This window comes from Parabacteroides sp. PH5-46 (genome assembly GCF_029892785.1).
Taxonomy (GTDB): Bacteria; Bacteroidota; Bacteroidia; order Bacteroidales; family Tannerellaceae; genus DFXE01.
Genome location: NZ_JARXXA010000012.1, coordinates 20419 through 32931, shown reverse-complemented (window position 1 = coordinate 32931; position 12513 = coordinate 20419). Strand labels below are relative to the sequence as shown.

At 41.7% G+C, this 12513-nt stretch carries 11 protein-coding genes; 6 read left to right on the top strand and 5 right to left on the bottom strand.

Going from position 1 to position 12513, the window contains the following annotated elements:
- The first annotated feature begins 17 nt into the window (after positions 1-17).
- The 4 genes from tsf (at position 18) to M2470_RS12770 (ending at position 3603) form a co-directional block, all read left to right on the top strand.
- Complete coding sequence (gene tsf / locus M2470_RS12785) at positions 18-845, top strand: translation elongation factor Ts (RefSeq protein ID WP_280745386.1); 828 nt, start codon at positions 18-20, stop codon at positions 843-845.
- An 83-nt stretch (positions 846-928) separates the two neighbouring features.
- Positions 929-1597, top strand: a complete 669-nt coding sequence (locus M2470_RS12780) for a DUF3800 domain-containing protein (protein ID WP_280745385.1) — start codon at positions 929-931, stop codon at positions 1595-1597.
- A gap of 4 nt (positions 1598-1601) precedes the next feature.
- The gene (locus M2470_RS12775; protein ID WP_280745384.1) at positions 1602-2126 is read left to right on the top strand and encodes a hypothetical protein; all 525 of its coding nucleotides are present in this window, start codon (positions 1602-1604) and stop codon (positions 2124-2126) included.
- Positions 2127-2337: 211 nt separating this feature from the next.
- Entirely contained in the window at positions 2338-3603 is a 1266-nt protein-coding gene (locus M2470_RS12770) for a DUF2851 family protein (RefSeq protein WP_280745383.1), read from the top strand.
- A gap of 5 nt (positions 3604-3608) precedes the next feature.
- Here M2470_RS12770 and M2470_RS12765 read toward each other — a convergent pair whose 3' ends face one another.
- Together M2470_RS12765 and M2470_RS12760 are read right to left on the bottom strand one after the other, a co-directional pair.
- The gene (locus tag M2470_RS12765; RefSeq protein ID WP_280745382.1) at positions 3609-4322 is read right to left on the bottom strand and encodes an ABC transporter ATP-binding protein; all 714 of its coding nucleotides are present in this window, start codon (positions 4320-4322) and stop codon (positions 3609-3611) included.
- A 26-nt stretch (positions 4323-4348) separates the two neighbouring features.
- Positions 4349-5833, bottom strand: a complete 1485-nt coding sequence (locus M2470_RS12760; RefSeq protein WP_280745381.1) for a DUF5687 family protein — start codon at positions 5831-5833, stop codon at positions 4349-4351.
- A 118-nt stretch (positions 5834-5951) separates the two neighbouring features.
- Here M2470_RS12760 and M2470_RS12755 point away from each other — a divergent pair, with 118 nt between their 5' ends.
- Positions 5952-7874, top strand: a complete 1923-nt coding sequence (locus M2470_RS12755) for an Ig-like domain-containing protein (protein WP_280745380.1) — start codon at positions 5952-5954, stop codon at positions 7872-7874.
- Positions 7813-8688 (top strand): DUF3108 domain-containing protein, encoded by an 876-nt coding sequence (locus M2470_RS12750; protein WP_280745379.1) that lies wholly within the window; start codon positions 7813-7815, stop codon positions 8686-8688. The genes M2470_RS12755 and M2470_RS12750 overlap by 62 nt, the downstream gene beginning before the upstream one ends.
- Here M2470_RS12750 and M2470_RS12745 read toward each other — a convergent pair.
- The 3 genes from M2470_RS12745 to M2470_RS12735 all read right to left on the bottom strand — a co-directional run bounded on the left by M2470_RS12745 (position 8685) and on the right by M2470_RS12735 (position 12466).
- Positions 8685-9668, bottom strand: coding sequence for a hypothetical protein (locus M2470_RS12745; protein ID WP_280745377.1), 984 nt, complete (start codon positions 9666-9668; stop codon positions 8685-8687). The genes M2470_RS12750 and M2470_RS12745 overlap by 4 nt on opposite strands.
- Before the next feature lie 7 nt (positions 9669-9675).
- Complete coding sequence (locus M2470_RS12740; RefSeq protein ID WP_280745376.1) at positions 9676-11187, bottom strand: hypothetical protein; 1512 nt, start codon at positions 11185-11187, stop codon at positions 9676-9678.
- Between the two features lie 85 nt (positions 11188-11272).
- Complete coding sequence (locus M2470_RS12735) at positions 11273-12466, bottom strand: pyridoxal phosphate-dependent aminotransferase (RefSeq protein ID WP_280745375.1); 1194 nt, start codon at positions 12464-12466, stop codon at positions 11273-11275.
- Positions 12467-12513 lie beyond the last annotated feature (47 nt).

The following is a 12513-nucleotide window of genomic DNA, read 5'->3' as shown; positions in this document are numbered from 1 at the left end:
GAAAGGAAAAATAAATTATGGCAGTTACAATGGCTGAAATCTCCCACTTACGCAAAATGAGCGGAGCGGGTATGATGGATTGTAAAAATGCTTTGCAAGAAGCAGAAGGCGATTTCGATAAAGCAATGGAAATCATCCGTAAAAAAGGACAGGCAGTAGCCGCAAAACGTTCGGATCGTGAAGCATCTGAAGGTTGTGTACTGGCCGCTCAAGACGGAGGACATGCTGCTATCGTAGCCTTGAAATGCGAAACTGACTTTGTTGCAAAGAATGAGCAGTTTATTTCATTAACTCAAGATATCCTGAACATCGCTATGGATAAAAAACCGACATCATTGGAGGCTTTATTGGCTTCTCCTATGGCTGACGGACGTGCTATCCAGGATCATATCACCGACCGTATCGGTGTAACAGGCGAAAAGATGGAACTAGGATTCTATGAATTCCTGGACGGAGCTACAGCAGCTTCTTATATTCACCCGGGTAACAAGTTAGCAACCATCGTTGCTTTCAACCAAGACGGTGTAGAATTCCAGGTAGCTCGCGATATCGCTATGCAGGTAGCCGCTATGGCTCCGGTAGCCGTTACTCCGGCTGAAGTTGATCAAAAAATCATCGATCAGGAAATGGAAATCGCTCGCGATAAAGCACGTCAGGCAGGCAAACCAGAAAACCTGCTGGATCGTATTGCTGAAGGCGCTTTGCAAAAATTCTACAAAGAAAACACTTTGTTGCAACAGGAATTTGTGAAAGACAACAAATTGTCTATCGACCAATATCTGAAACAACAAAACAAAGACCTTACAGTTACTGCTTTCAAACGCGTAACATTGAACGTTGAATAAGTAAATGTTCATATAAATACTAAAAGGGCTACTCCGGATTATCGGGTGGCCCTTTTTCATTATCTTTGCTGAAAAATAACTTTATGTCAAGAACTTACAATCTATATTGTGACGAGAGTACTCATTTGCAAAATGACAAAATGCCTTATATGTTAATAGGTTATATCAAATGCCCATATAATCAATTATCTTTTCATAAAGCAGCGATCAAAGATATCAGAGCCAAATACAAATACAAAGGTGAAATAAAGTGGAGCAAAGTGTCAAAAAAAATGTCTCCATTCTTCAATGAATTGATTGATTACTTCTTCTCCAGCGATTTAGTTTTCAGATCGGTTATTGTGGATAAAAAACAGATTGATGAAACTCGAGAAAATTTCACCTATGATGACTTTTATTTCAAAATGTATTATCAGCTACTCCACAATATGATGGATCTGTCTGATAATTATAATATTTACATTGACATAAAAGATACGTGTAGTCACTATAAAATCAAAAAGTTAAACACTATTCTAAAATATAATTCTTCTATCAGGAATTGTCAGTTTATCAAATCTTATGAAAGCTCATTAATGCAGATATGTGATGTTATAATGGGGGCTATAAATTATAAACTAAGAGAAGAATACAAGGTTATCGCCAAGTGTAAAATCGTAGAAAAAATAGAAAAACAACATCCTTTCAATATAAGCAAAACAACTCCTAAAGGCTATGAAAAGATGAATCTCTTCTACATAAATCTCAAATAACGCCATGCCTTTCAATGCGACAAAAAAATACGATGATTGCCTTGACTTACTTTCATATACAGAGAGTCAAAGATATAAAACCTTATTATCCATATATGAAAGAGACATATATTTCAATAAGAAGCTGATATTTTTTGAAAAAGAAGTCAGACCCACTCAAATGAATAGCGATGAAAGCACTAAAATGGTGTTATTTTCGCATTTAACATGCAAATCTGACTCAGAAGAAGGGGTGAAAAAAAGAGATAACTTTGACATGCGCCGTTCTGAGAGACTACATTGGATAAGACATCACATAGACGCTTGTGGAGGCAAAGGTGTCTTTATTTTTGATCATGAAGACAGAATTAGGGGCAAAAATACAACTCGAACTTACATTTACGACAAACCACATAAATACGTTATTGTTTTAGAGCCCAAAAGAAGCAATCAAGAGTATTTCTATCTGCTAACTGCCTATTATTTAGATGAAGAATACGGAGAAAAACAAATTGACAAGAAACTGAAAAACGGGACAAGCCGCTTATAAAAGACCAAGGTCTGGCATGAATCTTGTCATGTCAGACCTCGAAGCTCCTTCCTCCTAATCAGGTAGGATGAACAGCACAAAAATAAGTTATTATATATCATTTAGCAAAAAATATATCACAATTTTTCAAAAAATCACATCGAATACAGGCTGTAGGGAGGTTTCTTATTATCTTTGCAGCATATTTAACACAAATCTTAACTACAAAAGAATGGAACGTTTATTGCACTATGTATGGAAGTACAAGCTCTACTCCCCTACCGGTTTGGTTACTACCGATGGTTTGCCTGTATCTGTTATTGATCCCGGAATTCAGAATACGGATGCCGGTCCTGATTTTTTCAATGCAAAAGTAAAGATAGGAGAAACGCTTTGGGCAGGAAGCGTTGAGATACACGATAAAGCCTCCGACTGGCTCAGGCATAATCATGATAAAGATAAGGCTTACGATGCCGTGGTTCTACACCTGGTAGGAGTAAACGATGCCGGAATCTGCCGTACCAACAACGAACCGATCCCTCAGGCTTGCTTACCGGTTCCGGAGCATGTACGCAAGAATATAGACTGGCTTCTCAGGCAGGATCTTGCCATTCCTTGCTTTCATACGATCCGGGAAATTCCGCCTATTCAATTATCATCCTGGATGGAAGCGTTACTCAGTGAAAGGCTGGAACGGAAAACAAAAGATATCTTCCTTTTGCTAGATCAATACGGGAATGATTGGAACGAGGTGTTTTATATCCTGTTAAGCCGTTGTTTTGGCTTCGGGATCAACAATGATGCTTTCGAGCGTCTGGCTCGAAGTCTCCCTTTCCGCTATATACAGAAACAACGTAATAGCAGTTCGCAGGTAGAGTCTCTTTTGTTCGGACAAGCCGGTATGCTGGATGAAGAGGGTAATTGCCATTATTATCGCCTGCTGCAACAGGAGTACAAGTTTTTGAAACATAAATTCTCTTTAGCTCCTCTGGATCAGTCTGTTTTTAAGAGTTTACGTGTAAGGCCCGCGAGTTTTCCACATGTTAAACTGGCACAATTAGCCGCTATATGGTATCGCTATGATACCTTATTCTCGCTCATTCTGGAAGAAAAAGACATCGAACAGACCAAGAAACTACTACAGGTGCTTCCTTCCGATTATTGGGAAACACATTACCACTTCAAATACGCCTCACCGCAAAAAGAGAAACGTTTAGGATTCAATGCCTTGAATATATTACTGATTAATGCAGTAGTACCAATCTTATTCGCTTACGGACAGAAAAATAAGCAGGACGAATATTGCGAACGGGCAATCAGCTTGCTGGAGCGCATCCCTCCGGAGGGGAATAACATTATTTCCACTTTTAGCAAAGCAGGTATCCATGTATCCCATGCCGGTGATACACAAGCGCTCATCCAACTGAAAAGAGAGTATTGCGAAAAGAAAAAATGCCTCTATTGCCGTATCGGTTTCCGCTTATTAAAGCGGGTATAAGCCTTTTAATCTGTGGCTACAGCCTGTTTCACGAAATACGAATTCAGGTTGGCAACTGCTTCCAGGCTATTGGCCAGGTCGTTGATAATGACTCCTTTTTCCAATAAGATAACCCGGCTGCAAATATCGGTGGTGTAGGCAAGGTTGTGACTGGATATCAGAACCGTTACGTTCTCTTCTTTATTCATTTTCTGTATCATATCCCTGATTTCAAGCTGGGAAGAAGGATCCAGGAAGTTGAATGGCTCGTCGAGAATGAGTAATTGCGGACGGATCATCATAGCAGCCATAATGCCGATCTTTTGCTTATTGCCGGATGAGAAATTGCGGATATACTTCTTCTGTCCTAATATCTCATCGTTCATAAAACGGCTGAACATGGCCAGGCGTTCGTCTACCATCTCCTTCGTCATATTGTAGGTTTTGCCTACAAAATAGAAGTACTCTTCCGGCGTGAGGAAGTCAATCAGGAAACGATTGTCGAGGAAGGAGCCGGTATATGTCTTCCAATATTCGCTTTTAGACACATCCAGTCCTCTGTTCAATACATATCCGCTATCCGCTTTCAACAGGTCGAGGATCAGGCGGAACAAGGTTGTTTTTCCCGCACCGTTATTACCTACAAGCCCTATCAGGCTGCCTTCTTCGATGGTTAGCTCAGGTATATTTGCAGCGATTTTATCGCCAAACTGCTTCTTTAAATCTTTAATTTGTATCATAATGTAGTATTCTTATTCAGTTATTGTTACGCATCGCTACGGAATCCGTCCATGTTTATATATTTTCTTTTCAGGAAACGCTTATAGGTCCAGCCGAGCCAAAGATTAGCTGTCAATACAAAGCCCAGCCCGACTATCAGCATAAAATAGTAGGCTATAGCTGCACTAAAGACCCCTTTTATTATCATCACAATGCCAAGAGGTATAAACATGGCAATCATGGTAACCATCATCATGTTTCCGGATGTTCCTTTCCAGTTGAAAAGTCCGCTCTCCGCATGACTGAAATAGGTTTTATTATAGACGGCATTCTGGAACATTAGAAAGAGCAAGAACCCATTCGTGTAGAAAAAAACAGATACCAGGAACAGGAAGTCCAGTTTGCCCAGATAAACAAGGCTCATTAATAAAAGCAGCAATACGACAGAGCACGACACATACAACAGATACTTAGCCTTTATCATGCTGAGCAGAGATACGTTCCGGGTCATCAGTCCATCGAAGAAAGAAGATTCGGCAGTAAACATATATTGAGCCATAATCAAGCCCACCCATCCTACGACAAACATCGTAAAGAAAAGCGGGAAAAAGTAAGTAAGTTTAAATACCTCAGAATCGATCATCAAAAAATAATAAACAACAAAGAACAGTCCGAAAAACGCCTGTTGCTTCAAGCGTTTTGAGCGAGCAATCATCTTCAGTTCCAAGTTGATAAACTCTCCGGCACTACCCAATCTCTCAAGGAAGGACAGGCGGAAGAAAGTTCCTCCTTCGGAAATCTTCTTTCCTTGCAAAGCCCGGTATAATTCTTCCCGCATCATAGACAGGTTGATATACCAGAACAGGCCAAAGACAAGTAATACAGCCCCCCAGGCAAGCAAATTCTTCTCCAGAATCCATTCTCCCCACCGTACGGCATAGTCACACACATCTAGCCCCGGTATAAACGTAATTCCGGCTATAATAGCCACTACAATAACAGGCAGAAATAAAAACCATCCGTTACGCCGGAACAGATTGTTCGAGATATTGACCAACAAGCTATTTCCGATGCAGGACAGATAAATGTACAACATATAAAGTATCGTACTTATTGCTCCATAATAGGGAATAACAGACTTAATGACAAACGGAAGCAGCATCAGGAGCAGGTATAAATTCCAGACATTGGAGAATTCTTTCGTCAGCAGAAAATTGAATAAACGGAATCGCTTGACAGGGAGTGCCAGGTAGGGTACAATCTGCATCGTCTGGCTCTGCTTGAACATATACTTGAGCAGGAAATCTGCCAGAAAGATATAGAGAAGGAGGTAGTTAAAGGAATCAATACCGCGTGAATAAGCGCCTACCTCCAGCAGTAAGTCACTCAAAATGAAACCAAACATCAGTAGATAAACGGCTATCATCCCGAAAACAAGGAACATAAATATCTTAACAGCCATATTGCGTCCGTACATCGGATGCCTCTCAAATGCTTTCCACTGGTGACCTTGCAGTTCTTTTTGTAACATAATGTATAGAGTAAGTTATTCCGTAAATATAGAAATAATTTCTGTTTCACAAATCTGATTATTAGGATTCTCAGGAATTTAGCTATTTTTGTCTGGTCATTGACAAATTAATAGCTGAATGAAGATTCAATATATCAAAAAAAATATACCGGTATTCATTGGTTTGTGTACCGTTTTCCTTATTTATTCGTGCGCCAATGTAGGAACACCCAATGGCGGCCCATACGATGAAGACCCTCCCAAGTTTATCAGCAGTACGCCAACGCCCAATCAGGTGAACTACAAAGGGAAGAAGGTTGAGATTCTGTTTGACGAGTTAATCCAGCTGGATAAGCCTTCCGAGAATGTAATTGTAACGCCTCCCCAGCTACAAATGCCTGTTGTCCGGGCAGCCGGAAAGAAAGTAACCGTCGAGCTGAAAGATACGCTGAAAGACAATACTACTTACACGGTAGACTTCACCAACTCCATTGCCGATAATAACGAGAAGAATGTATTTGAGAACTTTACGTTTGCCTTCTCTACGGGTGATGTGATCGACTCACTGGAAGTTTCCGGCTATCTGCTGAATGCCGAAAACCTGGAGCCGATGCAGGGTATCACTATCGGATTACACAATAATCTGGAAGATACGGCTTTTACGAAAGAGCCTTTTATCCGGACATCGCGTACCAATGAAAAAGGGAAGTTTGTCATCCGCAACATTGCTCCGGGTACCTACCGCATCTTTGCCCTCAACGATGTGAACCGCGATTATAAGTTTGACCAGGCCGGTGAAGATATCGCCTTCTGTGACTCGCTGATTATTCCTACTTTCGAGTTTACCTCGCGACAGGATACCTTGTGGAAAGATACCCTGACAATAGATACCATAAAGACAGTACATTATACGCGCTTTATGCCCGACGATATTGAGCTACGGCTTTTCAAAGAAGATTTTAAACGCCAGTATATCCTGCGCCCTGAACGGCAACAGGAGAATATGTTTACGCTTCGTTTTAACGCCGAGTTGGATACCATGCCCCACCCTATCCCCCTGAATTTCACACCGGCTCAGGATGACTGGTATTTCCCTCAATGGGCAGAAGAAGACAAAGCGGTAAACTATTGGTTGACTGATCCGGAGGTATGGCAACAAGATACGCTCAAAATAGAAGTAACGTATCCCAAGAGCGACTCGCTGAATGTACTTCAGCCGCAAACCGATACCCTGACGGCAGCCATACGCCGTATGCCGGAGCCCAAGAAGAAAAAGAAAAATGATGAACCCGAACCCATTGTATTTCTGGGCATGACGATTGATGCCTCCGGTTCGATGGACATATCCGATACGGTTTCTATCCTGTTTAGTGAGCCGGTACTGGATGTAAATAAAGAGTGGTTCTCCCTGAGCCAGAAAGTAGATACCGTCTGGATTCCGGCAGAATTTGAATTCTTTCCCGATTCGACCAACTCACTCGGTTACTTCATTAACCGCAAATGGAATTACGGAGAAGAATTCCGATTGGAAGTAGACTCAGCCGCGATTTTCAGTATTTACGGAAAATGGAATGACCCGAAAAGCCAAACGTTCAAAATAAAGAACGAGGATGAATACGGACACTTCTATCTTAACATAAACGGATTACCGACAGATTCTACCGTTGCTTTCGTAGAGCTGTTGAACTCATCGGATGTTCCGCTACGTAAAGGCTGGGTAGAAAAAGGAGGAGTCCTTTTCATGAACCTGAAGCCCGACAAGTATTATGTCAGGCTGGTAATCGACGAGAACGAAAACTTTAAGTGGGATACCGGAAACTATGCCGAAAAACGTCAACCGGAGAAGGTTATCTATTGCCCCAGTATGTTTAATATAATGAAAAATTGGGAAGTAGAGGAGTCTTGGGATATCAATGCCGCAACATTTACGAAGCAAAAACCGTTAGATATAACAAAGAACAAACCCAAAGAGGTTACCAAACAAAAAAGAGATCACCGAAATGAAGGAAGACAGACAAAAAGTAGAAGTTCCGGCAGCAGCGGTACGGGAATGCCATTTTAAACGTTTTTCTTTTGTTATACTATGTTGCCTGGTAGGATGGTTTGCCCAGGCACAAAAACAGTGCTTAGATCTCAACGTATTCGCAAAAGGGGAGCAAATGGAATACGACCTCTATTTCAAGTGGGGATTACTGATGCCGAAAGCTGGCACTGCTTCTATGACCATAAAGGATACCAACTACAAAAATACCCCTGCCTGGCATACCTTTCTGCTATTAAATACATCCGGGATGGTAGACAAGGTATTCAGTATCCGTGACACCATGCAGAACTTTATCTCAAAAGAAAACCCCCGCTTATTATACAGTGGGAAACGTTCGTACGAAGGAGGGTATTATGAAATGGATGATCTTAACTACACCTATAAAGACAACAAAGCCCATATTCATGCCGTTCGCAAAAACCTCTCCAGAGTAAGAGCCGACACCGTATTGGTAGCCGGAGAATGTGTACTCGACCTACTGGGTTCATTCATGTTTGCCCGTTCCTTTGATTGGACTAATATAGAAGTAGGCGTACAATACCCTTTGGAAGTAGGGATGGGAAAGAGCCTGATAAACGTAGCATATCGCTATGCCGGCCAGCGAATTATAGAACGGGGAAATGTGAAGTATCGCACCCGCCTCATCATCATAGATATCTATGACGATGCCTTTACCGAAAGCAAAGAAGCGATGGAATTATGGATTGGAGACGATGATAATCACCTCCCGATTAAAATGCGGGCCAAGCTGAAGATAGGAGCAATGGAGGCTTACTACAAATCGTCTAAGAACCTCCGCTATCCCCTAAACTGCCGGGTAGAAATCCCTTAATATTTCCATGGAGTCCATTCGTCGTTCACTTTTGTACGCGTTTTGAAGTTTTGCTCTTCTTTGTATAACGTTCCTTCTTGGTTGTAATATTGTTTGAGTTTTCCTTCGGGTAAATGATTGAGTACGTAATAGGGCTGAATGACTCCATTGACGATATTGCGGTGCGTCTCTCTGATCAACAGATCGTTTTCGTACTCGTTGATTTGTTCCCATCCGGAGTTGTCTGTCAGGTAGTTTTGGAATAGGATACGAGCGTTTTCGTCGTACCTTGTTTTGCTAACATTATCGTCCGTTACGTTCATGTATTCAAAATCATCGACTTTTGTTAGCGTTGAGATCGAAACGTTATGTACTTGAGATAGACCGTTCTCTTTCTTGTAATTGCGCCTTACGATCCTTACACCGTCATTGGCCAAATACTCGGTAGACTTATCCATGCGTAGCAGAGGAGGGATAGCTTCGTTGAGCAAATCTATTTGATACTCTTCGAGGTGTACGATCCGGTTTTGATCATCGTATGTTACAACTAACTTCCGTCCGATCTCCCGATTAGAATCTTTTGTCTCCACGTTTGTGAGAGTTACGACTTCCCCTTTGTCTCCTATCTCTATCCATATTTTACGTGAAAGGTGTTTACCTACGTTTATCAGGGCATTGTTGCCTTTTAGCTTAGTATAGGTGTAGATTTCGTCTCCTTGCATTGTTTGTATGTAGCCTGTATCTCCGAACCTGATTTCTATGTATTCCAATTTCTTGTGTGTTGGGTCTGATGTGAATGCTACCCCACAAATCAAGCCATCTTTATACTGATAATCAAACTGTTTGATATACGGCCTGGCTTCACTTTTATAGATATACACGAGTAGTGCATTGATAAAAGTGCGTGCATTTCGATTGTCTTTCTCAAGATTGCTTTCTTGTGCAAAAAGAGGAATAGTGCTAATCCATAGGATTAACACTATTATGCCTGTTTGTCTCATCTTGTTTTTATTCTTTAGGAACTTTGGGAGCTCTTAACTTGAAATTGGGCACTTTGGTTTGCAGACTTTTCAGATTGGCTGAAACAACCGTCATGCTACGGTCGGTAATGTCGGCAAACTCCAGACTGGTACAAGCTGACAGATCCGGAAAGTCGGTATTGTTAAAGCATCCGGTGAGGTTCAACTGTTTCAACTTGTGAAGCGTATCCATTCCCACAGGATAATGATCGGCCAGATTGTCTTCGAGTTTGATCGTGAGATTTTCCACATTAAGCCCTGTTAGTGCGGGTACACGTTCGATTCTGTCGGCAACTATTTGTAATGTATGTAACTTTTTTAAATTCAGGAGTGACTTCCCGGCTAATCCATATTTATAGCTAATGAATGAAAGCTTTTCTAATTTGGTTGCTTTAGACAAGTCGAGAGTGGCTTGTTCGTCGGATCTGATATTTAAGGAAAGAACTTCCAAGTTGGGAATCTTTGTTACCTCAGAATAGTTCAGAAATGCGTTTGATTCAATGTGTAAAGAACGCAGATTGTTGCTTGTTGTGATCCACTGCGGGCAGTCTTTGATGAAAGTTTGCTGTAGCTCCAGGTGTTGAAGCATATTTTGCAGCATGGCTAATTGCTCTAATCCCTCTAAAGGAGTCTGCGTTTTCTGATTGTCTTTTACTCTGATTGTAAGTGATATCAGATTGGGGAATTGCTTCACATAGTTGGGAATCGCTTCGCCTGGCGCAAGCTCTACATGCAGTCCTCTTACGTTTTTAAGCATAGGAAGCAATTGCGGTATCATTTCGGCTTCTTCCTTCGATGCTACTTTCAATCGTATTAAATGCTTCAAATCGGTAGAGAAATAAGCCAAGTATTCATTCACTCCGTATTCCTTATATGTATAATCCATGACTGTGCTATTGGGGCGTTTGACGGCTTCCAAGAGTGATTTGTAATCGAGTTCCTTTTCCAAAGGCGCGCATTGCGCTGTGAAGTCGTAAGTAAGCGTATCCGAATGTAGTTCGTAGGCTTGAAGTTTATCGGCTTTTTTGCCTAATTTTTTGCGATATTCGGGGGTCAGTGTAGCAGGATCTTGTACATATACGGCCCATAGTTTATAGACGCCGAATGTAGGTGTCGTCAGAAAGCCGAAGTCGACCTTGATGCTTTCACCCGGTTTAAGGTCTACAATCCCTTTATTTTTTGGCTCAGATGGTAACATCGGCAGTGGTTTAGATTCAGGAGGTGCTACTTTCCCGTCTAATTCTGTAAAATAAAGGGCTTTATACCCGCCCCAAAAAACCTCTGCTTCGAGAGCTACAAGAACAGGGATTGTCTCGCTGCCGGATGTATTTTCAATCCAAAAATCAAAGGTTTTTCTATCTTTAAATTTTGATTTATCAGCTCTGGGTTTTAGTGTCAGTTTAAGCGGGGAGTGCTGAGCATTGATTGTAAAACTTCCCAGTAAGAAGGAAAGAAGCAATAGGCATGAACCTCCTATCTTTTTCAAGTTTGTTGTTTTCATACGGTTATAAATATGATTAGTTCTTTAAAAAGAAAGTGGCTTAATGGCCACTTTCTGATATCTGTTTTGGGAATATAAACAAAGGTTATTTCAAGGCTGCGAGTGCTTTCTTCATGCGGCTGATTGCTTCAATCAGATTTTCGTCGGATGTAGCATACGAGAAACGTAAGCACTTCGGAGCACCAAAGGCTGCTCCTCCTACGGTTGCCACATGTCCTACTTCCAGCAGGTACATAGCCAGATCAGCTGCATTTTCTATTTTCCGTCCGTCGGCACTCTTTCCGAAATAGTAATCCAACTCAGGGAATACATAGAAAGCGCCTTGTGGTACATTGATCTTGATACCGGGGATGTCCTTACACAAATTGATTACTAGGTCGCGACGGCGAAGGAAGGCCTTACGCATCTCGGCAACACATTCCTGAGGACCGTTAAAAGCCGCAACAGAGGCTTTCTGAGCAACCGAACATGGACCTGAAGTATATTGCCCCTGTAGCTTATTACAAGCCTTGGCAATCCAAAGCGGAGCAGCAATGAACCCGATACGCCAGCCTGTCATTGCATATGCCTTGGAAACACCATTGATCACTACGACGCGATCTCTGATATTATCAAACTGAGCGATGCTTTCATGCTTGCCTATGTAGTTAATATGCTCGTAAATCTCATCTGCCAATACAACAACATTCGGATGTTTAGCCAATACATCTGCCAGGCCTTTCAATTCTTCTTTGCTGTAAACACTACCCGTTGGATTGGAAGGAGAGCAAAGGATCAGAGCCTTTGTCTTGGGAGTAATCGCAGCTTCAAGCTGTGCGGGAGTAATCTTGAACTCCTGTTCAATCCCTGCTTCTACAATTACGTTGGTACCTTCTGCCAGCTTCACCATCTCTACATAACTCACCCAATAAGGGGCGGGAACGATCACTTCGTCACCCGGTCCGATGATGCTCAGCAATACGTTACATACCGACTGTTTTGCTCCACCCGATACTATGATCTGGTCTGTTGTATAGTCCAGTCCGTTTTCACGTTTCAGCTTATCTACAATGGCTTTTCGCAGATCCATATATCCCGGTACGGGAGAATAGAAAGAGAAGTTGTCGTCAATGGCTTTCTTTGCAGCTTCTTTAATATGATCCGGTGTAAAAAAGTCGGGTTCTCCAACACTTAGGTTAATTACATCGATGCCCTGAGCCTTAAGCTCATTGCTCTTTTGCGACATCGCCAGTGTTTCTGATGGCGATAAGCTTGCTAAACGTTCTGAAACTTGCGTCATAATTCGAATTTTGCTTGATTTGTTTATGATGATGCAACAAAATTAAT